We start from the raw sequence: 24935 nt of genomic DNA, 5'->3' as shown, positions 1-24935 counted from the left end.
CGGGGCGGCTCACAGCGTGGCGGCCAGCTCCTGGCGGCGCAGCCGCTCGGCGGCCCGGTCCGCGTCACGTCCGACCAGGCCGGTCAGCACGAAGCCGAGGACGGCCCACGTCGCGGCCAGGGTCATGACCGACGAGCGGCGGAAGTACCAGAGCGTGTCGGCCGGGAAGTCGCCAACTTCGTTGACCGTCGGCAGGACGGCGCCGGCGACCACGACCACCACGAGGTATGCGGCGGCACCGACCAGCACCGCGGCGTACGCGCCCAACTGGGGCAGGACCCGCCGGGCCAGGAGCACGGCGCCGATCGCCGCGACGAGGCTCAGCGCCCAGAAGCCGAAGTACAGGGCGGTCCGCTCGCCGATCGTGTCGCCCGAGCCCACCGCCGGCGGCGTGGCGGGATACTTGAAGAACGGCACCAGCGCCGTGGCGACGAAGCCGACGCCGACCACCACCGCGGTGGAGGCTCGTGCTGAGAGCGTGCCCAGGCGCCCGACGGCGAACGCGGCAGCGAGCGCCGTGGCGCCGCCGAGGACGGCGCCCAGCAGGATGGTGCCGGTTGCCAGGCCCCAGGTCGACTGCGTGTCGCGGGAGACCACGGCCTCCTCACCGTGGCTGTGGGATTGCTCGGCGGTCGCGTCGTCGTGCGGGTGTCCACTTTCGGCCGAGCCCGCCTCCTCCAGAGCGATGGCGGTGTTGACCTGGGGTTCAGCGACGACGTAGGCGACGAGGAAGGCCGCGAAGCCGGCGATCAGGCCGGCCAGTAGGCCGTGCACGAGGAAGGTACGAGGGGCCATCGAGGGTCCGTTCGAGAGCCGGCCACGGGCAGCACGAGCCGCCGGCAGGGCCGGGAGCGAGAGGAAGAAGAATCGGGCCGACCGGACGCGCGAGCGTCAGTGGCAGGGGTAGCCCAAGACGTGCCGTGCGTCGTGCACCAACTCGTGGACGACGGTGCCCTCGAAGACGGAGAATGCTCCCTGCTCGGCGCCCACGAAGTACAGGACGACGGCGGTGAGCAGCGCGAAGAACAGCGCCCAGGGGGCGAGCTCGCGCACGGGAATGGTGGGAACAGCGGCCGGAACGGCCGTGGTTGCCTGAGACATGACACTCCTTGGGAATTCTGCGTCCCATCGATGAATGTTCGCCTGGCTGGAGGGTCTGGCTTCGCCGCAAGCGGCGTCACAGTAGCGCGACTGCGCCGGGATCGCACCGGCTTCCTTCAGCAAGGTGGGACGACCATATCAGGTATTCAAGCGGGAAACGGTGCGGCGGCTGTCACGATCGCCTGCGCAGGACGCGGCTCTGTGGCCCGGTGAAGGCGCTGAAGGTGCTGCTCCCCTAGCGCGGCCACGTGACCGATGACCGCGACGGCCGGGGCACCGATGCCGGCCGCGGCGATGTCGTCGACGACGTGGGCGAGGGTGCTGCGGACGAACTGCTGGCTGGCCAGACTGGCGTCCGCCACGACCGCGCACGGCGTGCCCTTGTCCATACCGGCCGCGATGAGCGCTTCGACGATGGCAGGAAGGGTACGCACGCCCATGAGCACCACGATCGTGGTGCCGCAGCGTGCGAGGGCCGGGTAGTCGATCGACGAATCGGGGTGGCCCGGCGGGACGTGGCCGGAGACGACGGTGAAGCCCTGAACGAGTCCGCGGTGGGTGACCGGAATGCCGGCGAGCTCGGGGCCCGCGACGCTGGACGTCACGCCGGGCACGACGGTGGTGGCGACCCCGGCGTCGGCGCAGGCGGCAACCTCCTCGAAGCCGCGGCCGAACACATAGGAGTCGCCGCCCTTGAGCCGCACGACGTGACGCCCCGCACGTGCGTGACTCACGAGGAGCCGGTTGATCTCCTCCTGGCTCGTGCTTCGCCCGTAGGGGATCTTCGCGACGTCGACGACCTCGGCCTCCGGGCGGGCCCACGCCAGCGCCTCCCACGGCGCGAGCCGGTCGGCGACGATCACGTCGGCCTGCTCGATGGCTGCGCGTCCGGCGACGGTGACGAGACCGGGGTCCCCGGGGCCGGCACCGACCAGCGTGACGTGACCGGCCCGGTCCGTCCGGGCGGGTGCGTCAGTCGTCGGGGGCGCGACGGCCCGCAGCACGACATCGAAAACGGTCTCGTCCACCGGTGCCGTGACCCAGGTCAGGCGCCGACGGAGGGCGAGGTCCTCCAGCCCGGCGCACACGGTCGGCGCTGCGACAGTGACAGCTGCACCCTCACGCAGCAGCGCGGCGACCGTGGCAATGGCGCGCGGGCTCCCGTCGAGGACGAGCACGCTGCGACCGGTGACGTTCAGCTCCATGCGACGGTGAGTCCCAACGTGGTGAGCAGATGGCGGGTGGCGGCCGGCTCGCGGACGGCGATGCGCGCCCACGAGCCGTCGAGGCCGGGAAAGGTGTCGGTCCGGCGCACGGCCACGCCCGCATCCCGGAGGCGCGCGTGCGCCCCGGAACCCAGACGGGCGAGGACGAACGGGGCGCTGGACTCCGCGACCATGAGGCCGAGCTCGCTCAGCCCGTCCACGAGCGTCCGCCGCTGCTGCACGCACAGCGCGGCCCGGCGCCCCGCCTCGGCCTCGGCCTGCGGCCCGGTGGTCGCGACGACGGCATGCAGCGCCGGGGTGCCGACCGACCAGGGCGGTTGCTGGGTGCGGAGGTCGGCGACCACGGCGGCGTCGCCCACGACGTACCCGGCGCGGATGCCGGGAATCGACCACAGCTCGGTCAGGCTTCGCACCACGACCAGCCCGGGTAGCCGGTGCGAGGTGAGCGTCTGCGGCTCGCCCGGCACGAAGTCCATGAACGTCTCGTCCACGACGACGACGCGCCCGGGGCGGCACAGGGTGCGCAGGGTCGCGGCGGCGTGCAGGCGCCCGGTCGGGTCGGCGGGGTTGCCCACCACGACGAGGTCGGCGTCGTCGGGGACGGCGCCGGGGTCGAGGGCGAAGCCGTCCTCGGTCCGGCACAGGACATGGGTGATGGTGTGGCCAGCGGCGCGTAGCGCGACGTCGGGCTCGGTGAACTGAGGGTGCACGACGACCGGGCGCCGCCAAGGACGTGCTCGGGCGAGCAGGAAGAACGCCTCGGCGGCGCCGGCCGTGACGAGGACCTCCGACTCGTCACGACCGTGGCGACGGGCCACAGCGACGTGAGCGGCGGCGGCTTCGGGGTAGGTGTCGGAGGCCGCGATCCCGTCGCGCAGCGCCCGCTCGAGCCACTCCGGGCGGGGCAGCCGGCTGACGTCGGCCGCCAGGTCCAGCAGGCCGCCGGACAGCTCCACGTCGCCGTGGTGGCGCAACGGGGCCGCGGGCGGTTCGGGGACCGGTGGCGCGGCGACGGCATGCGTCCGTGGCGCACCAGGTGCCGCGATTGCGTCCGCCCGGTGCACAGCGTCCGCGAACGACTGGGCCAGGCGCGGGTGCCCGGCCCAGTGCACGTGCAGGTAGGACGCGCTGAGCGTCAGGCCCGCGAACCCGACGTCGCCGCCCTCCAGCGTCCACGCGGGACGCTCGCCGTGCACGGGAGTGACCGTGGTGCGGTGGAATTCGTGCGCCGTGGCACCGGTCCCGCGTGCGCCGAGGAGCTGGTCCGAGCCGAGTTCGGCCCGGCGGTACGCGAGGGTGAGCCGGGGCGTCATGACCGCGTCGGCGTCGAGTGCCCCGACCATGGGGTGCCCGTCGACGGAGCGGCACAGGTACAGCAGTCCGGCGCATTCGGCCACCGTCGGGACGCCGTCGAGGACGGCCTGACGCAGCTCGTCGCGCAGGGCCGTGTTGGTGCTCAGCGCGGCCGCGTGCACCTCGGGGAAACCTCCGCCCAGATACAGACCGCGCGTCCCGGCGGGAAGCCGCTCGTCCCGGGCCGGGTCGAACGGCACGACGGTGCAGCCCGCCGCCCGCAGCAGTTCGGTCGTCTCGGCGTACCGGAAGGTGAACGCCCGCCCGGCCGCGACCGCGATGATCGGGGACCCGGTGCCGGAGTGTCGGACGTGCGCGGCCGGGTCCCACGGCTCGGAGTCGAGGTCGGGCGCGGTCTGCGCCACCTTCAACACAGCGTCGAGGTCGATGTGGCGGGCGACCTGCTCGGCCAGCCTGTCCAGCGAGGCGGCGGCCTCGTCGCGCTCGGCTGCGGGGACGAGCCCGAGGTGGCGTGAAGGGGCGCTGACACCGTGGTCGCGCTGCAGGATCCCCAGCACGGGGACGCCGGCGGACTCCACCGCGCGGGCCGCCTCGGAAGCGTGGCGGGGGGAGCCGGCTTTGTTGAGCACGACACCCGCGATCGTGACGCCGGGCTGGAACGTCGCCATCCCGTGCACGACCGCCCCCACGCTGCGCGAGGCGTGCGAGATGTCCACGACCAGGACGACCGGCGTCCGGGTGAGCGTCGCGACGTGGGCGGTGGAGGCGAACCCGTCGCCGCCGATGCGGCCGTCGAACAGACCCATGACCCCCTCGACGACCGCGACGTCCGCGTCCCGGGCGCCGTGAAGCAGCAGCGGGACCACGAGCGAGGGGTCGGTCAGGTGCGGGTCGAGGTTGCGGCCCGGGCGTCCGGTGGCCAGCGCGTGGTAGCCGGGGTCGATGTAGTCGGGCCCGACCTTGTGCCCCGAGACGGCATGCCCGCGGGCGGCCAGCGCGGCCATGAGCCCGGTCGCGACCGTGGTCTTGCCGTGGCCGGAGGCCGGTGCCGCGAGCAGCACGCGCGGCAGCCTCACCACTCGATGCCTCGCTGACCCTTCTGGCCGACGTCCATCGGGTGCTTGACGTGCAGCATCTCGGTCACCAGGTCGGCCGCCGCGACGAGGCGGGGGTCGGCGCGGCGTCCGGTGACGACGACGTGCTGGCGGCCAGGACGGTTGGCGAGCGTCTCCACGACGTCGTCGACATCGACCCAGCCCCACTGCATCGGGTAGGTGAACTCGTCCAGGACGTACAGCTGGTGCCGCTCGGCCTGGATGCGCCGCTTCACCTCCGCCCAGCCCTCGGCGGCGTCAGCGGCATGGTCCGCCTCGGTGCCGCTCTTGCGGCTCCAGGACCACCCCGAGCCCATCTTGTGCCACTCGACGGGCCCGCCCTCGCCGGTCTCCTCGTGCAGGCGGCCGAGCCGTTCGAGCACCGTCTGCTCCCCGATGCGCCACTTGGCCGACTTGACGAACTGGAAAACCCCGATGTCCCAGCCCTGGTTCCAGGCGCGTATGGCCAGGCCGAAGGCGGCGGTCGACTTGCCCTTGCCGTTGCCGGTGTGGACCATCAGCAGCGGCCGGTTGCGCCGTGCACGGGTGCTGATGCCGTCGTCCGGGACGACCAGCGGCTTGCCCTGCGGCATCAGGCCACCCCCTCGCGCGGCGCGGTCGCCGCGTGGACGACGTTGGTGAGCCCGTCGGCGGTCACCTCACCGAGCGGCACGTGCTCGGCCTGCAGGTTTGCGGCCAGCTGCGCGGCAAGGCCGAGCCGGAACCGTCCGGTCTCGCAGTCGACCACGACGCTCTGCACGCCGGAAGCGGCCAGGTGCGCCGCGGCGCGGTGGGCACGACCGAGCGCGTCCGGCCCGAAGGTCGCACGGCCGTCGGTCACCACGACCAGCAGCGGCCGGCGGGACGGGTCGCGCAGCGCCTCGCGGCGCAGCACCTCCGCAGACCGTTCCAGGCCCTCGGCGAGTGGCGTCCGCCCGCCGGCCGGCAGGTCGGCCAGGCGCCGGGAGGCGACATCGACGGACCCGGTCGGCGGCAGGGCGACGTGGGCGGCGCGCTGGCGGAACGTCACCAGCGCGACCTTGTCACGACGTCGGTAGGCGTCCAGCAGCAGCGCGAGCACGGCGGTCTTGACCTGCTCCATGCGGCGTCGCGCGGCCATCGAGCCGGACGCGTCGACGCACAGCAGGACGAGGTTCGACTCCCGCCCGACGGTTTCTGCGCGACGCAGGTCGCCCGGGGCGAAGACGAGACCGCGGCCCTCGGCCAATCCGCCACGGGAACGCTGGTGCGGTGCCGCCGCGGTGATGGTGCCCGGCAGGTGCAGGCGGCTGGCAACGGGGGCTCCGCGCTGCTGCCCGACGACCCGGCCCTGAGGCGTGCGGGCCCGGGACCGGCGGCCGGCCTGGCCCTCGCCGGTGCCCCGTACGACGAGCAGGCGGGCGCGTGCCGGCTCGCCGGCGGACGCGACCGATCCGGCAACGGCAGGCTGCGGCGCGTTGTCCGGCGCGGGCGATCCTCCGGGGTGGGAGTCGTGGGCGTCCCGGGACTGGCCGTCCTGCGGGGCGTCGTCCGGCGGCCCGCCGCCGGGACCACCGGGGCCGTCGTCGGGCCCGTCCGGTCCAGGGTCGAGGTCGTCGTTGCCCAGCAGGTCGTCGAGCCGGTCCTCGTCCAGGCCGGGCTCGTCGAACGGGTTGCGACGCCGGCGGTGCGGCAACGCGAGACGGGCGGCGACGCGGACGTCCTCGCGGGTCACGTGCGTGCGTCCCTGCCAGGCGGCGTGCGCCGCGGCGGTGCGGGCGGTGACGAGGTCCGCGCGTAGGCCGTCGACGTCGAACGCGGCGCACACCTCGGCGATGGTCGTGAGCGTCTCGTCGTCGAGCACGACGTCCGGCACGAGCCGCCGCGCCGCGGCCAGCCGCGTACGCAGGGCGTCCTGTTCGCCGGCCCAGCGTGCGGCGAAGCCCTCCGGGTCGGCGTCGAACGCCAGCCGGCGACGCACGACCTCCACCCGCAGGGCGGGGTCGCGCGGTGCGGCGACCTCGACGGTCAAACCGAACCGGTCGAGCAGCTGCGGGCGCAGCTCGCCCTCCTCGGGGTTCATCGTGCCGATCAGCACGAACCGGGAGGCGTGCTCGACCGAGACGCCGTCGCGCTCCACGCTGACCCGGCCGGTCGCCGCCGCGTCGAGCAGCAGATCGACGAGGTGGTCGTGCAGCAGGTTGACCTCGTCGACGTAGAGCAGGCCGCGATGGGCTCGGGCGAGCAGGCCCGGCTCGAACGCCACTACGCCGTCGCGCAGCGCCGCGTCGAGCTTGAGGGAGCCCGTCACTCGGTCGTCGCTCGCACCGACGGGCAGCTCGACGAGCCGCACCGGCCGCTCGACGACGGGCGTGGACGCGTCGATGGGCCCGTCGGGGCAGACTGCCAGGGAATCGTCCGGGTCGACCGAGAACCGGTCGCCCGCATACGTCCGCACCAGCGGCAGCACCTCGGCGAGGCCGCGCACGGTGGTGGTCTTGGCGGTGCCCTTCTCCCCGCGGACCAGGACGCCGCCGATGAGCGGGTCGATCGCGACCAGGGTGAGGGCGAGAGTCATGTCGTCGGAGCCGACGACGGCACAAAAGGGGTACTGCGCTGGCATGTAGGGCTCCCGCTCGATCTGCCATGACCGTCCACGACGCGGACGCGTCGCGGCTCGGATCGAGGCCGGTCTTCGGACTTCCCAGGTCTGTGCCTGAGTCACCGCAGCGGGCCCTGTGCCGGATTCTCACCGGCTTCCCAGATTCTCCCCGTGGCCATATCGGCCGTGGGGCACCTCGAACCTTCGCATCACCCTAGACGCCGTCCTGACGGCCCCGGCAGCGGTCCGGCGGCCGGGCCGGGCCGGGCCGGGCAGGGCGGGGCGGGCTAGGGTGCACTGCCATGGAGGCGCACGTGACCGTTGTCGGGCTCGGGGCCGACGGCTGGGCGGGCTTGCCGGAGCCGTCTCGGACGCTGGTGCACGGGGCTGCGACGCTGCTCGGCGGGGCCCGGCACCTCGATGCGGTGCCGCCGGTCGATGGCCAGGAGCGCGTGGCGTGGCCGTCGCCGCTGCGTGAGAATCTGCCGGGCCTGCTGGGCGCCGCACGCAGGCCCGTTGTCGTGCTGGCGTCGGGCGACCCGCTCCTGTCGGGCGTCGGCACGACACTGCTGGACGTCCTGGGCCCGGAACGGGTGACGATCGTGCCCGCGGTCTCCTCCGTGGCGCTCGCCCGGGCACGTCTCGGGTGGCCGGCGGAGTCCGTCACAACGGTGAGCCTGGTCGGCCGCGACGTGCACCTCGTCGTCCCCGCGCTCGCACCCGGGCGGCGGCTGCTCGTGCTCTCCAGCGACGAGACGACGCCGGCCGCCGTCGCTGCGCTGCTCACCGGACTCGGCTGGGGAGAGTCCAGGCTGGTCGTGCTCGGCGACCTCGGCGCCGCGGGTGAGTCGCGTGCCGAGTCGACCGCGGCTTCGTGGAACGTCGTGGACGTGCCCCGGCTGAACGTCCTGGCCGTCGTAATCCGCGGCACCGGACCGGGCTGGGCCGCGGGCGGGGTGCTTCCCGACGACGCGTTCGAGCACGCCGGGCAGATCACCAAGCGCGACCTGCGTGCCAGCGCCCTGGCCCGGCTCGCGCCCGCTCCCGGTCAGCTGCTGTGGGACGTCGGCGCCGGCAGCGGCTCGATCGGCGTGGAGTGGATGCGCGCCTGGCCGACGGCGCGGACGATCGCGATCGAGTCCCGCGCCGACCGCGCCGCGCTCGTGCGCCGCAACGCCGCCTCGCTCGGCGTCCCCGGCCTGCGGCTCGTCGAGGGCTCGGCGCCCGACGCCCTGGCCGGTCTCGAGCGCCCTGACGCGGTGTTCGTCGGCGGGGGAGCGACCGTCCCCGGCGTGCTCGAAGCGTGCTGGGACGCGCTCGGCACCGGTGGCCGGCTCGTCGTCCACGGCGTCACGGCCGAGACCGAGGCCGTGCTGCTCGCGCAGTACCGTCGCCATGGCGGCGAGCTCGTCCGCCTGCACGTCGAGCGCGCCGAGCCGCTCGGCGGCTTCACCGGCTGGACGCCCGCGCGGGCCGTCAGCCAGTGGACCGTCACCAAGGGAGAGTCATGACCGTCCATTTCGTCGGGGCCGGACCCGGTGCCGCCGACCTGCTCACGCTGCGCGCGGTGCGCCTGCTCGAGGCCGCGGACGTGTGCCTGTACGCGGGCACCTACCTCGACGCCGACGTGCTCGGCCACTGCCGTGACGACGCCCGGCTGGTCGACACCCAGCACCTCGACCTGGACGAGATCACCGTCCACCTGGTGCAGGCGCACGCCGACGGGCTGGAGGTCGTGCGGCTGTGCTCGGGCGACCCGTCGCTGTACTCCGCAGTCCATGAGCAGGCACGCCGGCTCGACGCGGCGCAGGTCCCGTGGGACATCACGCCCGGTGTGCCGGCCTACGCGGCTGCCGCGGCGATCGTCGGCGCCGAGCTGACCGTCCCCGAGCTCGCCCAGTCGGTCGTGCTCACCCGCGCTCAGGCCCGTTCCACGGCCATGCCGCCGGGGGAGAAGCTCGCCGCGTTCGCCGCGACCGGCGCGACCCTGGCCCTGCACCTGGCCATCACTCGCAGCCGCGAGTTGGCCGCCGAGCTGGCCGAGCACTACGGCGACGGGTGCCCGGTCGTCGTCGTGTCCAAGGCGACGCAGCCGGATCAGCTCGTCCTGCGCGGCACGCTGGCCGACATCGGCGACCAGGTCGAGGCCGCGGGCCTGCGCCAGGCCGCGGTCATCCTGGTCGGCCCCGCGCTGGCTCCCGACGTCCGCGGCGGCGAGTCGTTCCTGTACGCCGCCAGCCGCGAACGTCGCTCCCGCGGCTGACTAGGCGACGAAGCGCGGGCTCCAGACACGTCCGGCCGCGGTGACGCGCGTTGACGAGGCGCCGACGAGCAGCAGGCACTTCATGTCGATGGTCTCGGGGTCGAGTTCGCCCAGCGTCGTCACGGTGAGGCTCTCCCCGGCGCGGCCGACGTCGCGACCCACGACTACGACGGTCTCGGGCGACTTGTGCTCCAGCAGCACTGCTCGGGCCTGCGCGACCTGCTCGGTGCGCGAGCGAGACCGCGGGTTGTAGAGGGCGAGCACGAGGTCCGCCTCGGCGACGGCGCGTAGCCGCTTCACCACGACGTCCCAGGGCTTGAGCCGGTCCGACAGACTCATCACCGCGAAGTCAGCGCCGATGGGGGCGCCGGCCCGCGCCGCGACCGCTTGGACGGCAGAGATTCCGGGCACGACACGCACGGCGACGTCCGCGTAGCGCGGGTCCTCCGCAGCCTCGAACACCGCCGACGCCATGCCGAAGATGCCCGCGTCGCCGCCGGAGACGACCGCGACGCGCTCACCGGCGAGCGCCAGCTCGAGCGCCTCGCGGGCTCGGTCCACCTCAACCGTGTTGCCGGACGCGTGACGCACCAGGCCCGGGCGCTGCGGGACGCGCTGGACATATGGTCCGTAGCCGATGACGTGGCCGACCTCGGCGAGCACCTGCGACGCCTCGGGGGAGAGCCACTGGTCGGGACCGGGACCGAGGCCCACGACGACGACTTCGGCACCGGCGATGGGCTCGGCGACCTCGCTCGCCGAGCGGTCGTAGCGCGCCACACCGGGACGGGTGTCGCCGGGGACCAGGACGATCGAGAAGTACGGCACCGTCTCGGGGTCCACGTCGACGACCGGGAGCACCCGCTCGGTGTCCATCGACGCCCGCTCGACGTACCAGGACCCCTCGACGCGTCCGGCCTGCTCGAGTGCCGAGCGGACCTTGGCGAACGTGCGGCCGAGCTTCATGATCACGGCGCCGTCGGTGTCGGCGAGGCGCCGGGCCAACTCCGGCTCGGGAAGCGTGCCGGGCAGCACGGTCAGCACGTCGGTCTGCCGGACCAGGGGCAGGGCGGTCGTGGCCGTGGCGGCCGCAAAAGCGGGCACACCTGCGACGACCTGCGTCTCGAACTCGTCCGCGAGCCGGTCGTGCAGGTACATGAACGAGCCGTAGAGCATCGGGTCGCCCTCGGCCAGTACGACGACGTCGCGGCCCGCCCTCAGGTGTGCGCGGAGCCGCTCGCCACACTCGGCGTAGAAGTCCGCCATCGCGCCGGCGTACCCGCCCGGGTGGTCGGTGGTCTCCGTCGTCACCGGGTAGACGAGCGCCTCCTCGATCACGTCGTCCGGGAGCAGACCGGCGGCGATGCGGCGCGCGTTGGACTGCTTGCCGACGCCCTGGTGGTAGGCGACGACGTCCGCCGCGCCGATCAGCCGGGCGGCCTTCAGCGTGACGAGCTCGGGATCCCCCGGGCCGACCCCGACGCCGAACAGCCGCCCGCTCACTCCGCCTCCTGCGCCAGGGCGTTGAGCGCCGAGGCGGCCATCGCCGAGCCGCCGCGACGCCCGGTCACCACGAGGTACGGCACGTCGAGCCCGGGTGCGTCGGCGGCGAGGTCGATGAGCGCCTGCTTGGACTCGGCCGCACCGATGAAACCCACCGGCGTGCCGATGATCGCGGCCGGACGCGGGGCACCGTCACGCAGCATCTCCAGCAGGTGGAACAGGGCCGTGGGGGCGTTGCCGAACGCGACGACGGCACCCTCGATGTGCTCGGCCCACAGAGACACCGCCACCGCGGACCGGGTCGTGCCCCACTCGCGGGCGAGCGCCGGGACCTCGGGCTCGCGCAGGAAGCAGCGGACCTCGTTGTCGCGGGGCAGCCGGGCGCGGGTGACGCCGGCGGCGACCATGTGCGCGTCCGTCAGGATCGGCGCCCCCGCATCGAGCGCCGCCCGGGCTGCCGTCACGAGACCGGGGTGGATCACCAGGTCCCGCGTCAGGTCGGTCTGCCCGCACGCGTGGATCATCCGCACCGCGACCTTCTCGGCGTCGGCCGGGACGCGCGACAGGTCGGCCTCGGCGCGGATGGTGGCGAACGAGTCGGCGTAGATCGCCGTGCCGTCGGTGACGTAGTCGTAGCGGCGTGTCGGTGGGGCGAGAGTCATGCATTCTCCAGATCGGGGACGAGCAGGGTGCGCCGTGGCGTGACGACGAGGTCGCCGGCACCGAGGGCGCGGACCTCGTCCATGAGGCGAGCATCCACCCGGCCGTCGGGCACCGCGAGGTGCAGTGCGACCCGGCCGTCGTCCTGCGCGATCCTGCCAAGCGGGGGCGGTGGCGTGCTCACCCGGGTCCCCGCAGCACGCTCGAGCACGGTGCCCAGCACTGCTGCGCCGGAGCCGGGCAGTTCGTCGACGTGCCAGGGGGAGCTCGGTTCGCTACCGGCGAGCTCGGCGAACCGCACGGCGAGTGTCGTCAGCGCCGCAGCGGCTTCGCCCAGCGGGACCACCGGACCCCACGCCGACGTCCCGGCGCGCAGCTGCGCGGTGCTCGCGTCGAGCGCCACGAGACCGAGGTCCAGGTCGCGCTCGACCAGGTCGCCGCGGCCGTCGTCGAGCACGAACAGGAACCGGCCGGCCAGCGCGGCGAGCAGGGGCTCCGCGCACAGCCGGGTGTCGAGGTCAGCGACGACCGGGCGCAGGTCGGCGCGGCCACCGCTGCGCCCGGTGAGCGGTGAGGCCAAGATGTTGCGCACCCGCTCGTGCGACGTCGACGGCACGAGCCCGGTCGCCATGATCACGTCCACGACCGCGTCCGGCAGGCACCCGTCGTCGTGTTCGATGCCGCGCACCTGGAGGTTGGCGCGGCTGGTCAGGTGGACCGTGCCGTCGCCGTGCCCACCCGCCACCTGGACGAGTGCGCCGAGCGCCTCGGTCGTCACGGCGCCACCGGGGACGCGCACCCGGACGAGCGCGCCGTCGTCGGCGATCCAGGGACGCAGCAGACCGGGACACAGGTCGCGGCGGGTCCTCTCGGTCACGGCGCCATCGTGCCAGAGCCCGTCTCGGGCACCGTCGGTCGGCGGTGCTACGTTCGTCCTGCCAGCCAAACTCAGCAATGAGCCAGGGAACCCGGTGAGAGTCCGGGACTGACGCGCAGCGGTGAGGGTGACGGGCGGAGCACGATGCCACTGGACCAACGGTCTGGGAAGGCGCTCCGTCCGGCTGAACCCGAGTCCGAAGACCTGCTGGCCGCAGACCCCGTCTGCGACACCTGCCCATCCAGGCCTCGCGCACAGGCCTCCGGACGAAGGAAGACCGTCGTGTCTCGTCATCCTCGCTCGCACCAGATCGGTTCCTCCCAGCACGTCCTGCCCACCTGGCTCGTCCGCTCCTGACGTCGTGAGCGTCCTCATCCACGTCGCGACCGCGCTGCCGGACGCCGCCCGACCAGCGGTGCTGCTCCGGGAGGCCGAGGCCGCCGGCGCCCGTCTGGCATTCCTGCAGGGCGGGGAGCCGACGCTCACCCACGTGCTCGACCTGCTGCACGCCGACGGCGTCCGAGAGGTTCGCCTCGAGCCGGTGAGCACCGACGACCTGACCTACGCCCGCTCGTGGGTGGGACGCGTCGCCGGCCACTGGCACCGCCAGCAGATCGACCCGCCGGTCATCCGGTTCGGAGAGCGGACCATCACCGGTCGCGAGGCACCGTTGTCGTCACCGGCTTGGGACGCGCCCCCGCCGCACCGGCACCATCTGCTGCTGTGCCGCGGCCCGCGCTGCAGCGCCCGAGGCGCGGACGAGACCTACCGCGCGATCGTCGGCGCGCTCGTCGAGCACCGGCTCACCGACTCCGACGTCCTCATGGCGCAGACCGGGTGTTTGTTCCCGTGCAATCACGGCCCTGTGGCCGTCGTCCACCCCGACGGCGCCTGGTACGGGCCGGTGCGATCCGGCGACGCGGCACGGCTGGTCCGCGAGCACCTCTGCGCCGGTCGCCCGGTCGACGACCTGCGCCTCGGCTCCCGGACCATCTCCACCGAAGGAGAAGCATGACCCGCATCGCCCTCATGTCCACGTCGGACACCGACCTGTTGTCGGCGCGTGCCAGCGGCTCGGGCTACACCTGGGCCAACCCTGCCCGGGTCACCGACGAGCGCCGCCATGCCCTGACCGCAGAGGCGGACCTGGTCGTGCTGCGCGTGCTCGGTTCGCCCGAGGACGTGCGGGATGTCGCCGCCCTTGTGCGGAACGCCGGACGTCCCCTGGTCGTCCTCGGCGGGGAGCGGACGCCGAACGCCGCACTCATGGAGCTGTCAACCGTGCCGATCGGCGTCTGCGCCGAGGCGCACCGCTACCTCGCCGAGGGCGGCGCGGAGAACCTGCGTCAGCTGCACGCCTTCCTCTCCGACACGGTGCTGCTGACCGGCGAGGGCTTCGAGCCGCCGGCCATCCTGCCCGAGTGGGGCGTGAGCCGGCAGGCAGCCGGGAGCGAGCTGCCCCGGATCGGCGTCCTGTACTACCGGGCACACGAGATGAGCGGCAACAACGCGTTTGCGCACGAGCTCGCCGACGCGATCGACGCGACCGGCAAGGCCGTCGGCGTGCCGATCTTCGTCTCCTCGCTGCGGGCGGCGCCCGACGAGCTGTTCACCGAGCTCGCCACGCTCGGCGCGATCGTCGTCACCGTACTCGCCGCCGGCGGCTCCAAGCCCGCCACCGCCAGCGCCGGCGGCGACGACGAGTCCTGGGACGTCGAGCGGCTGCGCGCCTTGGACATCCCCATGCTGCAGGCGCTGGCGCTCACGTCCAGCAAGGCCGAGTGGGAGGCATCCGACGACGGCGTCACCCCGCTCGACTCCGCGACCCAGATCGCCATCCCCGAGTTCGACGGCCGGCTCATCACCGTCCCGTTCTCGTTCAAGGAGGTCGACGCCGACGGTCTGCCGCGCTACGCGACCGACGCCGAGCGGTGCGCCCGCGTCGCGGGCATCGCAGTGAACCACGCGCGGCTCCGACACGTCCCACCGGCCGAGCGCAAGGTGGCCCTCGTCCTGTCGGCCTACCCGACCAAGCACAGCCGCATCGGCAACGCCGTCGGCCTCGACACGCCCGTGTCGGCGATCCGGTTGTTGCGCGCGATGCGCGACGCCGGCTACGACCTCGGCGCGCCCGGCGAGATCCCCGGGCTCGACCCGCTCCCGCCGGTCGAGGGGGAGGACCTCGACACGACGGCCGGCAACGCGCTCATCCACGCGCTGATCGAGGCCGGTGGCCAGGACGAGGAGTGGCTCACGCAGGCCCAGCTCAGCGAGTCGCACGTGCGCATCGGCCGCGACGACTACCTGCGCTGGACCGCCCACCTGCCGGACGAGCTTCGTGACGCCATGGTCGAGACCTGGGGCGAGGCCCCCGGCTCACTGTTCGTCGACGACGCCGGCGACATCGTGCTGGCCACGCTGCGCGCGGGCAACGTCGTCATCCTCATCCAGCCGCCACGCGGCTTCGGCGAGAAGCCGGTCGCTATCTACCACGACCCCGACCTGCCACCGTCGCACCACTACCTGGCGGCGTACCGCTGGCTCGAGCACGGCTTCGGCGCCGACGCGGTCGTGCACCTGGGCAAGCACGGCTCGATGGAGTGGCTGCCGGGCAAGAACGCCGCGCTCTCGGCCGCGTGCGCCACGGACGCGGCCATCGGCAGCATGCCGCTGATCTACCCGTTCCTCGTCAACGACCCAGGCGAGGGCGCCCAGGCCAAGCGCCGCGCGCACGCCACGATCGTCGACCACCTCGTGCCGCCGATGGCGCGCGCCGAGAGCTACGGCGACATCGCCGCGCTCGAGCAGCTGCTCGACGAGCACGCCAACGTCGCGGCCATGGATCCGGCGAAGCTGCCCGCGATCCGCCAGCAGATCTGGACACTCATGCAGTCCGCCCAGATGCACCGCGACCTCGGGCTGGAGGAGCGACCCGACGACGAGGAGTTCGACGACTTCCTGCTGCACGTCGACGGCTGGCTGTGCGAGATCAAGGACGTCCAGATCCGCGACGGGCTGCACGTGCTGGGCCAGGCGCCGACGGGGGAGGCACGGGTCAACCTCGTACTCGCCGTGCTCCGGGCCACGCAGGTGTGGGGCGGCCAGAACCGCGCGCTGCCCGGCCTGCGCGCCGCCCTGGGCCTAGCGGAGGACGCCCCTCTCCCCGCCGTCGACGCCGTGGAGAGACAGGCCCGTGCCTTGGTCGAGGCGATGGAGAAGGCCGGCTGGGTCGTCGATGCGATCGGCACGCTGCACGACGACCCGGTCGTGTGCGACGTCCTGCGGTTCGCCGCCGAGCAGGTGGTCCCGCGCCTGGCCGCCACCACCAACGAACTGACCAACGTCCTGCACGCGCTCGCCGGCGGCTTCGTCGAGGCCGGGCCGTCCGGCTCCCCACTGCGCGGACTGGTCAACGTCCTGCCGACCGGTCGCAACTTCTACACCGTCGACCCGCGTGCCGTCCCGTCGCGCCTCGCGTGGGAGACGGGACAGGCGATGGCCGAGTCGCTCGTCGCCCGGCACCTCGCCGAGACCGGCGAGCACCCGCGCTCGGTCGGCCTGTCCGTGTGGGGGACGTCCGCCATGCGCACGTCCGGTGACGACATCGCCGAGGTGCTCGCGCTGCTGGGCGTGCGCCCGACCTGGGATCCGGCCTCGCGACGCGTCAATGGCCTGGAGGTGATCGACCTCGACGAGCTGGGTCGTCCGCGCATCGACGTGACCGTGCGCATCTCGGGCTTCTTCCGCGACGCCTTCCCACACGTCATCGAAATCCTCGACGACGCCGTGCAGATCGTCGCCGGGCTGGACGAGCCCGACGAGCTCAACTTCGTCCGGGCGCACACCCGCGAGGACCTCGCCGAGCACCGTGACCTGCGGCGGGCCACCACCCGGATCTTCGGCTCGAAGCCGGGCTCGTACGGTGCCGGCATCCTCCAGGTCGTCGAGTCCGGCACGTGGCGCGACGACGCCGACCTGGCCGCGGTCTACACCGCGTGGGGCGGCTTCGCGTACGGCCGCGGCCTCGACGGTGTCGCGGCCACCGACGACATGCGCGCCAGCTACAAGCGCATCGCCGTCGCGGCGAAGAACATCGACTCGCGCGAGCACGACATCGCCGACTCCGACGACTACTTCCAGTACCACGGCGGCATGATCGCCACGGTCCGCGCGCTGACCGGCGCCGAGCCGAAGGCGTACGTCGGGGACTCGACCGCGCCGGACGCCGTACGCACCCGCACGCTGCAGGAGGAGACCAACCGCGTCTTTCGCTCACGCGTCGTCAACCCGCGCTGGATCGCGGCGATGCAGCGCCATGGGTACAAGGGCGCGTTCGAGCTCGCCGCGACTGTGGACTACCTGTTCGGCTTCGACGCGACCGCCGGTGTCGTCCACGACTGGATGTACGAGTCGCTGGCCCGCGAGTACGTCCTCGACGAGACGAACCAGGAGTTCATGCGCCGCGCGAACCCCTGGGCGCTGCGTGGCATCGTGGAACGGCTGAACGAGGCCGCTGACCGCGGGCTGTGGTCCGAGCCGGACACCGAGATCATGGCGGAGATGGCGCGGGTGTACCTGGAGGTCGAGGGCGACCTGGAGGACGACGCGTGACCCGACGCCTCGCGCTCGTCGGGCTGGGCCCGGGCGACCCCGAGCTGGTGACGGCCCAGGCCGCCCGGGTGCTCAACGAGGTCGCCTACTTCCTCGTCGCCGACAAGACCGGGCAGCACCCGGGCACGGCCGACCTGATCGCGATGCGCGAGGCGATTTGCGGGCGGCACGTCACAGGGGAGTGGCGGCTCGTGCACGTCCCCGACCCCGAGCGGGACCGTGCCGACCCGGTCGACTACGCCACCGCGGTGCGCGACTGGCACGAGGCGCGGGCGCAGGTCTACGAGCAGGCGCTGCTGGACAACCCGGGAGACGCGGCGGTGCTCGTGTGGGGCGACCCAGCCCTGTACGACTCGGCGATCCGGTTGGCGGACCGCATCGTCGAGCGTGGACGCGTCGATGTCGCGGTGGAGGTGGTGCCCGGTGTCAGCAGTGTCCAGCTGCTCGCGGCCCGCCACCGACTCGTGCTCAACGCGATCGGTGGCCCGATCACGGTCACGACCGGCCGGCGCCTGCTCGAGGACGCGGCAGACGGTGACAACCTCGTCGTCATGCTCGACGGGGCGTTGACCTGCCGTCGGCTGCCCGAGCCCTGGACCTGGCGGATCTGGTGGGGCGCGAACCTCGGCTCGTCCGACGAGCAGCTGGTGGCCGGCCGCCTGGACGAGGTCGCCGACGCGATCTGGTCACGACGAGCGGAGGTGAAGCAGGGTCGAGGCTGGGTGATGGACACCTACTTGTTGCGTCGACACTGAGCAGCGGGGAATTCGACCAACGCGACGCGGTACGCCGGCCCCGCACCCGTTACGCACCCGCGCGTTGATCCGGGCGCCCCGGGCCCGCCCTCGGCGGCCGTGTCGGTCCCTTGTCAGGGCCGTGTCAGGCGGCTCGCGCACGCTGTGTGACATGACAGCTGACCTGATGATCGAGGCCGAATGCCTCGTCAAGACCTTCGGGAAGACGAGGGCGTTGCAGGGCGTGGACCTCGCGGTGCCCCGGGGCACGGTGCTCGGGGTGCTCGGACCCAACGGCGCCGGCAAGACCACCGCCGTACGCATCCTCTCCACGCTCCTGACCCCGGACGGCGGCACCGCCCGGATCAGCGGGTTCGACGTCGTCCGCGACGCCGAGCGGGTCCGACAGAGCATCGGCCTCACCGGCCAGTACGCCTCGGTCGACGAGGACCTGACCGGGCGGCAGAACCTGGAGCTGTTCGGCACCCTGCTGGAACTGGGCCGCCAGGGCTCCCGGCGGCGGGCCGCCGAACTGCTCGAATGGTTCGACCTGACCACCGCCGCCGACCGGCAGGCCAAGACCTACTCCGGCGGGATGCGGCGACGGCTGGACCTGGCCGCCAGCCTCGTCGGCTCACCCAGCGTGATCTTCCTGGACGAGCCGACGACCGGGCTCGACCCGGCCAAACGCGAGGACATGTGGGACGTTGTCCGCTCGCTGGTCGCCAACGGCTCGACCGTCCTGCTCACCACGCAGTACCTGGAGGAGGCCGACGCGCTCGCGGACGCGATCACGGTGATCGACCACGGGCGGGTCATCGCGTACGACACACCCGAGGGTCTCAAGCGGGTGGTCGGCGGCCAGACTCTCGAGGTCCGGCCCGCCGACCCCGCGCAACTGCCCGGCACCGCGGCGATCCTGACCGAGGTCGGCTCCGGCGCCCAGGCAGACGAGATCCGCAAGGGTGTGCTCGCGGTGCCGGTCGCCGGCGACGCGGCCCTGACCGAGAGCGTCGCGCGGTTCGCCGCCGCCGGCATCGCGGTCACCGAACTCTCCCTGCACCTGCCGAGCCTGGATGAGGTGTTCTTCACCCTCACCGGGCGTACGGCAGCCGACGACGACACCACCAACCGCACGGAGGTCGCGGCATGAGCACCCTGGTCGAGGCACCGCCCGCGACGAACAGCCCGCTCTCGACGGTCACGGCGAGACCACGACCGTTCCGGCTCGTCCGACATTCGTTGGCGCTCGCCAAGCGCAGCCTCATCAAGACCTGGCGTACGCCCGAGGCGCTCATCGACGTCACGCTGCAACCGGTGCTCTTCCTCGTCATCTTCGTCTACATCTTCGGCGGCGCGGTCGCCGGGTCCACCCACGACTACCTGCAGTTCCTGTTGCCCGGAATCCTGGCGCAGACCATCGCCACCGGCGCCATCGCGATCGGTGTCAACCTCAACACCGACATCGCCAAGGGCATCTTCGACCGCTTCCGGTCGTTACCCGTCCCCCGCTCCGCGCCGCTGGTCGGCGCGGTCCTCGGTGACGTCGTACGGTATGTGATCGTCACGATCTCCACCCTCGCGATCGGCTATGTGCTCGGTTTCCGAATCGACTCCGACCCGCTGCGGGCGATCGCCGGTTGCCTGCTCGCGGTGCTGTTCGCCCTCTGCCTGAGCTGGCTGCCGGTCCTCGTGGCGATGAAGGTGCGTACCCCGGGCGCGGTGCAGGGCCTGATGTTCGCGCTGATCATGCCGCTGAGCTTCGCGTCCAACGTGTTCGTCAGCGCCGACACCCTGCCGGGCTGGATGCAGGCCTTCGTGGACGTCAACCCGATGACCCACCTCGTGGCGGCGGTGCGCGGGCTGTTCCTCGGCACCCCGGTCGGCTCGCACGTGTGGTGGACGCTCGCCTGGTGTGCCGGCTTCGTCGCGCTGTTCATGCCGCTGGCGCTGCGCGCGTACCGCAAGAAGATCTGATTCAGGCGAGCAGGTCTTCCATCAGTTCGCGGATCCGGGCGGTGGCCGCGGCGATCGGCCGCTCACGCCACGCGGCCAGCGACGGCTCACGCTGCTCCTCGTCACCGAGGGCGGCGTTGAGCCGCTCGCCGCCTTCGGGTGGGAAGAAGGTCCGGTCGTTGGCGCCGAGCCGGGTCCCGAGCGCGGCCAGTTCGCGGGCGGCCGCGACGTCGCCCCGGTGCGCCGCGAGTTCGGCACCGCCCACCACCAACGCCCCGATCACCGGCAGGTCCCTCGATGACAGCGCCTCGTCCCGGGCGAGCCTCAGCAACGCGACGGCGTGGGCGTGGGCGTGGGCGTCGGCGTCGCCTCCCGGCACCCGCCGGGCCTCGGCCACCCGCAGGTGAAGGACCGCCACCGCGACCCGGAGGAGGACGCGCGGCTGCGGCGGCGGCCCGGTCCACCCGGCGAGGCACCGGATCACCTCGTCGGCGTGGGCGAGTACCTCGTCGTACCGCTCGCGCTGCCAGGCGAGGTGGGCCAACCCGAGGCGCGCCTGCGCGATCTCCGACTCCTCGGCCTGACCCGCCGTCGCCCTCTCGCTCAGCCGCCGCTCCGCCTCCGGGTCACCGGCCAGTGCACGTTGCATGTCCAGCCGCACCCGGATCGAGCGGGCGTCCTGCGTGGCGCCGACCAGATCCATGTGGCGGACGCTGCGCGTCAGCCACTCGGCCGAACGCGCGTCCCCGCCGGGCCCGGAGAACTGCCCGATAGCGCCCGCCGCAATCGCCATGCCCCAGTGGTCACCGACGATCTCGAAGTGGCGGTACGCCTGCTCGGCGTCGGCGATCGACGCCTCGGGCGTGCCGCTGTTCTCCCGGATGGCGGCGCGGGCGAACAGGCCGAGCCCCCGCACGTACGGGTCCGGGTGCGCGATCATCTCGGCGGTGCCATTCGTGGTCTCGTCCAGGGCGGACGCGTCGAACGCGGGCGACGCCGACGCGAGCACGGTGCACCGGGGCGACACCTCGGCGGGCCGCTCGGCGATAAGCGCCCGTAGCGCCCGCCGGGCGAGCGCTGCGATCCGGAGTTCGCCGCTGATGCCGGCGTTGACGCCGATCACCAGGCACAACCAGGCGAGCCGGTCGGCGTCGGGCAGGGGCCGCCCGGCGGCCCGCCCGTGCAGGATCGCCGACACCCGCCGCCGGTGCGGGTCCTCGACGTGCAGCAGGCCCCGCGCCCAACCGGTGACCTCAAGGTGCAGGCCGCGCACCGTCCAGAGGTACACCAACGCGGTGGCGATGTCGACCGTGGCCGGCTCGTCGTCCTGCCCGAGCGCCCAGCGCAGTCCCGCGATCAGGTTGTCCTGCTCGGCGGCGCAGCGGGTGAGCGCCTCGATCTGGTCGGGGCCGATGAACCGGCCGGCGAGCGCGACGGCCTGCTCGCGGGCCCAACCGACCAGGCCGGCCATGGCCAGATCCCGGTGGCCGGCGGCGCCGAGGCGCGCTTCGCCGTACTCCCGGACGGTTTCGAGCATCCGGTAGCGGGGCGGGCCGTCCCCCTCGACCAGGGTCAGCAGGGACTGTTCGACGAGCGTCGCCAGGCCGCGTCGTACGTCGGGGGTCTGCGCCACCGCGGCGGCGAGGTCCGCGGTGAACGGCGCGGGGATGACCGCGACCCGCTGGAGCAACTCCTGATCGTCGGGCGCGAGCAGTTCCCGGCTCCAGTCGACCATCGCCCACAGGCTCGCGTGCCGGTCCGGCAGGCCGCGCAGCGCGTCGTCGAGCAACGCGAACCGGTCCGTCAGCCCGGCGAGCACGTCGTCGATCGGCATGTGCCGCAGTCGCGCGGCGGCCAGTTCGAGCGCCAGCGGCAGGCTGTCGAGCCGGTGACAGAGCGCGAGCGCGCGTACGGTGTCCCAGGTCGGCACCGCGCCGCCGGCCCGCGCCCGGGATTCGAGCAGCGCGAGCGCGTCGGCATCCGGCAACATGGTCAGCCGGTGGACCTGCTCGCCGGCCAGGCCCAGCGGGGCCCGGCTCGTGGCGAGCACGGTGACCTCCGGCGAGGCCACCGCGACCAGGTCCGCGACGACGGTGGCCACCGCGTCGAGAACGTGCTCGCAGTTGTCCAGCACGAGCAGCCCGTCGAGGTCGGGCGCCACGGCGCGTAACCGCTCCGCGGGGCTGAGGACCCGCCGTTCGAGGCCCAGGTTGCCGCCGGTGGCCGAGGTGTCCGCTCCGCCGAGCGCCCCGAGCACCGTGGGCAGCACCTCGTCGGGTGAGCGCAGGCCGGCGAGTTCGATCACGCGTACGGTCTGCCCGGCCGCCGCCGCGCGGCGGGCCACCTCGGCGGCGAGTCGGGTCTTGCCCGCGCCGCCGGTCGCCACGATCGTCACCACTGCCGCCTCGGCGAGCGCCTCGCCCACGCCCTCGACGTCCTGTTCCCGGCCGACGAGGGCGGTCATCGGTCGGTGCCATGCGGCGGGCAGGGCGATCCGCGTCGGCCGGCGGGGCTGCGTCACCACAGCCGGGGTGGTGAGCTCGCCGCGCAGCAGGGCCAGATGGGCCTGGGTGATCACGGATGACGGGTCGGTGCCGTACCGGTCGGCCAGTTCGGCGCGAAGTCCCTCGATCACCTCCAGTGCCTCGGCGTCCCGGCCCTGGGCGGCGAGCACGCGAACGAGCAGGGCGGCCGACGGCTCGTCCGGGGGCGTACGCGCGACGAGCCGGCGCAGGTCGGCCTCGTTGAACGGCCCCGCGCCGGTGAGGGCCGCCTCTGCGCGCAGCGCGGTGACGTCCGCGAACAGGCGCGCCTCCTCGGCGTCGACCACCTCGGGGACCTCGGGAAACAGGGCCCGTGCTTGGTCGGCCGTGCTGCGCGCGGCCGGGATGTCACCGGCGCGGAGTTCGACACGTGCCCGCTCGGCGAGCGCGCGTGCCTCGACCGCGTCGACGGTGACCTCCTCGGCGGGCAGGCGGTAGCCCCCCGGGCCGGCGACCACCGGCAGCCCGAGCCGGCGTACCCGGGACACGAGCGCCTGGACGGCCCCGGTCGCGTCGTCGGGCGGCGTGCCACCCCACACGGCCTCCACGAGCAACGGGGTGGAGACCGCCCGCCCGCGCGCGTCGACGAGGACGCGGATCACCGTCGCGAGCCGGTCGCCCCGGACCGGCCGGCCGTCGACGGCGAGCGGGCCGAGGATCGTGATCTGCACGGACCCAGCATCCCGCACCGCCGCACCGGGCCGCAGGTCGCCCACTCGATCACCGGAAGCCGGCGGTCCAGGAAGCGTTCCGTCGACCGGACGGGTTGGCCTCGCCCGCCGGGCGGGCGGGTCGCGAGCGGCGGATCACCGGCGGGTGCGGTACCTCCGAACGCAGGTGCGCGTGATCAGCCTCCATGTCGGAGTGCCGGGTGCTGCCGGATTCTTTGGTATTCGGAGCCGCGCGAGCGCACGCGCTGGTCACCAGGCGCAGGGCGCGTAGTCCTTCAGGAAGCAGTCGTACAGGTCTTCGCCCTGTTCGCCGCGGACGATCGGGTCGTAGACCCGCGCCGCGCCGTCGACCAGGTCCAGCGGGGCGTGGAAGCCTTCGTCCGCCAGCCGCATCTTCGTCGGGTGGGGCCGTTCGTCGGTGATCCAGCCGGTGTCGACGCTGGTCATCAGGATGCCGTCGGTCAGCATTTCCTGGGCGCTGGTCCGGGTCAGCATGTTCAGCGCGGCCTTGGCCATGTTGGTGTGGGGGTGCCCCGGCCCCTTGTAGCCGCGGCCGAACTGCCCCTCCATCGCCGACACGTTCACCACATACTTGCGGCGGGCCTTCGCTGCGGCCATCGCCGGTCGTAGCCGGCTGACCAGCATGAACGGCGCGGTCACGTTGCACAGCTGCACTTCGAGCAGCTCCACCGGGTCCACCTCGTGCACTCGCTGCACCCAGCTGTTGACCGGGTCGAGGTCCGGCACCAGACCGCCGGCGTCGATGGCGGTGGCTGCGGCGATCCGTTCCGGCGAGGCCGAGCCGCCGGTCAGCGCCAGCGCGGTGAGCGCCTGCGGGGTGATCGCGGCCGACTGCGGCGCGGCGGTCAGGCTGCCCGCCGGACCGCCCCGGCCGGCCGGTTTGGCAAAGGTGATGATCTCCGGCAGCGGACCGTCCGGCAGGGCCGCCGCCTCCGCAGCGACGAGCTGGGCGTACGCCCCGGCCGTGCGGCGGACCGTCTGCGCCGCGTTGTTGATCAGGATGTCGAGTGGTCCCTGGGCGCTGACCGAGTCGGCGAGCGCGATCACCTGGGCCGGGTCGCGCAGGTCGATCCCGACGATCCGCAGGCGGTGCAGCCAGTCCCCGCTGTCCGGCATCGCGGCGAACCGGCGGACCGCGTCGTGCGGAAACCGCGTGGTCACCGTGGTGTGCGCCCCGTCGCGCAGCAGCCGCAGCGCGATGTACATGCCGATCTTCGCCCGGCCGCCGGTGAGCAGCGCGCGCCGGTCGGTCAGGTCGGTGCGGGCGTTGCGGCGCTCCCGGTTGAGCGCGGCGCAGGACGGGCAGAGCTGGTGGTAGAACGCGTCCACCTCGCGGTAGCGCTGTTTGCAGACGTAGCAGCCGCGCGGATTTTGCAGGAAACCGGCCGTGCCGCCCTCGGTGGGGGAGGCGAGCGGGATGCCCTGGGTCTCGTCGTCGATCCGGCCCGGGGCGCCGGTGGCGGTGGCCGCCGTCACCAAGCGGTCGGCCGCCGCGATGGCGTCCCGCCGCTCCTCACGCCGCCGCTGCTTGATCACCTTGTAGAGCTTCGCGGTGGCCCGCTGCACCCGCACCACATCGGGATGATCGGGAGGCAGGTCCTCCAACGCCTCAAAGACGCTGAGACAGGTCTCCAGCTGGCCGCGGTCGATGCCGCTTTGACCGGTTTCTGTAATGTTGTCCGCTGTCATGCCGTCGCTGTCTCATCCCGTTGCCTGCACCGGATCTATCCGGCCCACCTCAAGTCCGACCCGAAACTGTACGCACCGCACGGCCTCCGAC

18 protein-coding genes, 1 pseudogene and 3 riboswitches are annotated in these 24935 nt (G+C 73.3%); of the genes and pseudogenes, 7 read left to right on the top strand and 12 right to left on the bottom strand.

Annotated elements, in window-relative coordinates; translation table 11 throughout:
• Nucleotides 1-9: 9 nt before the first annotated feature.
• The 7 genes and pseudogenes from OG617_RS34620 to OG617_RS34590 all read right to left on the bottom strand — a co-directional run bounded on the left by OG617_RS34620 (nucleotide 10) and on the right by OG617_RS34590 (nucleotide 7337).
• Nucleotides 10-795 carry a CbtA family protein gene (locus OG617_RS34620; protein ID WP_405097493.1) on the bottom strand — a complete coding sequence of 262 codons (786 nt, stop codon included), beginning with the start codon at nucleotides 793-795 and terminating at the stop codon, nucleotides 10-12.
• Nucleotides 796-891: 96 nt separating this feature from the next.
• A complete protein-coding gene (locus OG617_RS34615) occupies nucleotides 892-1101 on the bottom strand; it encodes a CbtB-domain containing protein (protein WP_405097491.1) in 210 nt (69 codons plus the stop codon).
• A 26-nt stretch (nucleotides 1102-1127) separates the two neighbouring features.
• Nucleotides 1128-1254, bottom strand: a riboswitch (cobalamin riboswitch).
• Complete coding sequence (gene cobA, locus OG617_RS34610) at nucleotides 1248-2306, bottom strand: uroporphyrinogen-III C-methyltransferase (protein WP_405097489.1); 1059 nt, start codon at nucleotides 2304-2306, stop codon at nucleotides 1248-1250. It overlaps the preceding riboswitch by 7 nt.
• Complete coding sequence (gene cobC, locus OG617_RS34605) at nucleotides 2297-3391, bottom strand: Rv2231c family pyridoxal phosphate-dependent protein CobC (protein WP_405104050.1); 1095 nt, start codon at nucleotides 3389-3391, stop codon at nucleotides 2297-2299. The genes cobA and cobC overlap by 10 nt, the downstream gene beginning before the upstream one ends.
• Nucleotides 3383-4720: pseudogene (locus OG617_RS34600) on the bottom strand (cobyrinate a,c-diamide synthase); the annotation flags it as partial. The gene cobC and the pseudogene OG617_RS34600, both read right to left, overlap by 9 nt.
• Nucleotides 4714-5328, bottom strand: coding sequence for a cob(I)yrinic acid a,c-diamide adenosyltransferase (gene cobO / locus OG617_RS34595; RefSeq protein ID WP_405097487.1), 615 nt, complete (start codon nucleotides 5326-5328; stop codon nucleotides 4714-4716). The gene cobO and the pseudogene OG617_RS34600, both read right to left, overlap by 7 nt.
• Nucleotides 5328-7337: a VWA domain-containing protein gene (locus tag OG617_RS34590; RefSeq protein WP_405097485.1), complete on the bottom strand. Its 2010-nt coding sequence runs from the start codon at nucleotides 7335-7337 to the stop codon at nucleotides 5328-5330. The genes cobO and OG617_RS34590 overlap by 1 nt, the downstream gene beginning before the upstream one ends.
• Nucleotides 7338-7382: 45 nt before the next feature.
• Nucleotides 7383-7530, bottom strand: a riboswitch (cobalamin riboswitch).
• A 100-nt stretch (nucleotides 7531-7630) separates the two neighbouring features.
• Here OG617_RS34590 and cbiE point away from each other — a divergent pair.
• Nucleotides 7631-8827, top strand: a complete 1197-nt coding sequence (cbiE, locus tag OG617_RS34585; RefSeq protein ID WP_405097483.1) for a precorrin-6y C5,15-methyltransferase (decarboxylating) subunit CbiE — start codon at nucleotides 7631-7633, stop codon at nucleotides 8825-8827.
• A complete protein-coding gene (gene cobM / locus OG617_RS34580; protein ID WP_405097481.1) occupies nucleotides 8824-9579 on the top strand; it encodes a precorrin-4 C(11)-methyltransferase in 756 nt (251 codons plus the stop codon). The genes cbiE and cobM overlap by 4 nt, the downstream gene beginning before the upstream one ends.
• Here cobM and OG617_RS34575 read toward each other — a convergent pair whose 3' ends face one another.
• From OG617_RS34575 to OG617_RS34565, 3 genes are read right to left on the bottom strand one after another with little or no spacing between them, the layout of a single operon-like run.
• The gene (locus OG617_RS34575) at nucleotides 9580-11082 is read right to left on the bottom strand and encodes a precorrin-2 C(20)-methyltransferase (RefSeq protein ID WP_405097479.1); all 1503 of its coding nucleotides are present in this window, start codon (nucleotides 11080-11082) and stop codon (nucleotides 9580-9582) included.
• Nucleotides 11079-11744, bottom strand: a complete 666-nt coding sequence (locus OG617_RS34570) for a precorrin-8X methylmutase (RefSeq protein WP_405097477.1) — start codon at nucleotides 11742-11744, stop codon at nucleotides 11079-11081. Before OG617_RS34570 ends, OG617_RS34575 begins: the two co-directional genes overlap by 4 nt.
• Nucleotides 11741-12619 (bottom strand): sulfite reductase subunit beta, encoded by an 879-nt coding sequence (locus tag OG617_RS34565; protein WP_405097475.1) that lies wholly within the window; start codon nucleotides 12617-12619, stop codon nucleotides 11741-11743. The genes OG617_RS34570 and OG617_RS34565 overlap by 4 nt, the downstream gene beginning before the upstream one ends.
• A 45-nt stretch (nucleotides 12620-12664) precedes the next feature.
• A riboswitch (cobalamin riboswitch) is annotated at nucleotides 12665-12846 on the top strand.
• 134 nt (nucleotides 12847-12980) lie between these two features.
• Here OG617_RS34565 and OG617_RS34560 point away from each other — a divergent pair.
• From OG617_RS34560 to OG617_RS34540, 5 genes are all read left to right on the top strand, one after another.
• Nucleotides 12981-13634 (top strand): (2Fe-2S) ferredoxin domain-containing protein, encoded by a 654-nt coding sequence (locus OG617_RS34560; protein WP_405097473.1) that lies wholly within the window; start codon nucleotides 12981-12983, stop codon nucleotides 13632-13634.
• Complete coding sequence (gene cobN, locus OG617_RS34555; protein WP_405097471.1) at nucleotides 13631-17230, top strand: cobaltochelatase subunit CobN; 3600 nt, start codon at nucleotides 13631-13633, stop codon at nucleotides 17228-17230. Before OG617_RS34560 ends, cobN begins: the two co-directional genes overlap by 4 nt.
• Nucleotides 17227-17985, top strand: a complete 759-nt coding sequence (gene cobF, locus OG617_RS34550) for a precorrin-6A synthase (deacetylating) (protein ID WP_405097469.1) — start codon at nucleotides 17227-17229, stop codon at nucleotides 17983-17985. The genes cobN and cobF overlap by 4 nt, the downstream gene beginning before the upstream one ends.
• A 151-nt stretch (nucleotides 17986-18136) precedes the next feature.
• Nucleotides 18137-19117, top strand: a complete 981-nt coding sequence (locus OG617_RS34545; protein ID WP_405097467.1) for an ATP-binding cassette domain-containing protein — start codon at nucleotides 18137-18139, stop codon at nucleotides 19115-19117.
• Entirely contained in the window at nucleotides 19114-19941 is an 828-nt protein-coding gene (locus OG617_RS34540) for an ABC transporter permease (protein ID WP_405097465.1), read from the top strand. The genes OG617_RS34545 and OG617_RS34540 overlap by 4 nt, the downstream gene beginning before the upstream one ends.
• Before the next feature lies 1 nt (nucleotide 19942).
• Here OG617_RS34540 and OG617_RS34535 read toward each other — a convergent pair whose 3' ends face one another.
• The gene (locus tag OG617_RS34535) at nucleotides 19943-23134 is read right to left on the bottom strand and encodes a BTAD domain-containing putative transcriptional regulator (RefSeq protein WP_405097463.1); all 3192 of its coding nucleotides are present in this window, start codon (nucleotides 23132-23134) and stop codon (nucleotides 19943-19945) included.
• 249 nt (nucleotides 23135-23383) lie between these two features.
• Nucleotides 23384-24844, bottom strand: a complete 1461-nt coding sequence (locus OG617_RS34530; RefSeq protein ID WP_405097461.1) for an SDR family NAD(P)-dependent oxidoreductase — start codon at nucleotides 24842-24844, stop codon at nucleotides 23384-23386.
• Nucleotides 24845-24935: the final 91 nt, after the last annotated feature.

This window comes from Micromonospora sp. NBC_01412 (assembly GCF_045040215.1).
Lineage (GTDB): Bacteria > Actinomycetota > Actinomycetes > Mycobacteriales > Micromonosporaceae > Micromonospora > Micromonospora rubida.
The sequence above is the reverse complement of the archived record's forward strand: the minus strand, read 5'-3'. Positions and strand labels throughout refer to the sequence as shown.

Coding starts and splice junctions, on each gene's coding strand:
- cobM (WP_405097481.1), top strand. CDS start 8,824: ATGACCGTCCATTTCGTCGGGGCCGGACCCGGTGCCGCCGACCTGCTC.
- OG617_RS34615 (WP_405097491.1), bottom strand. CDS start 1,101: ATGTCTCAGGCAACCACGGCCGTTCCGGCCGCTGTTCCCACCATTCCC.
- OG617_RS34620 (WP_405097493.1), bottom strand. CDS start 795: ATGGCCCCTCGTACCTTCCTCGTGCACGGCCTACTGGCCGGCCTGATC.
- cobO (WP_405097487.1), bottom strand. CDS start 5,328: ATGCCGCAGGGCAAGCCGCTGGTCGTCCCGGACGACGGCATCAGCACC.
- OG617_RS34570 (WP_405097477.1), bottom strand. CDS start 11,744: ATGACTCTCGCCCCACCGACACGCCGCTACGACTACGTCACCGACGGC.
- OG617_RS34545 (WP_405097467.1), top strand. CDS start 18,137: ATGACAGCTGACCTGATGATCGAGGCCGAATGCCTCGTCAAGACCTTC.
- OG617_RS34530 (WP_405097461.1), bottom strand. CDS start 24,844: ATGACAGCGGACAACATTACAGAAACCGGTCAAAGCGGCATCGACCGC.
- OG617_RS34540 (WP_405097465.1), top strand. CDS start 19,114: ATGAGCACCCTGGTCGAGGCACCGCCCGCGACGAACAGCCCGCTCTCG.
- OG617_RS34590 (WP_405097485.1), bottom strand. CDS start 7,337: ATGCCAGCGCAGTACCCCTTTTGTGCCGTCGTCGGCTCCGACGACATG.
- cobA (WP_405097489.1), bottom strand. CDS start 2,306: ATGGAGCTGAACGTCACCGGTCGCAGCGTGCTCGTCCTCGACGGGAGC.
- cobN (WP_405097471.1), top strand. CDS start 13,631: ATGACCCGCATCGCCCTCATGTCCACGTCGGACACCGACCTGTTGTCG.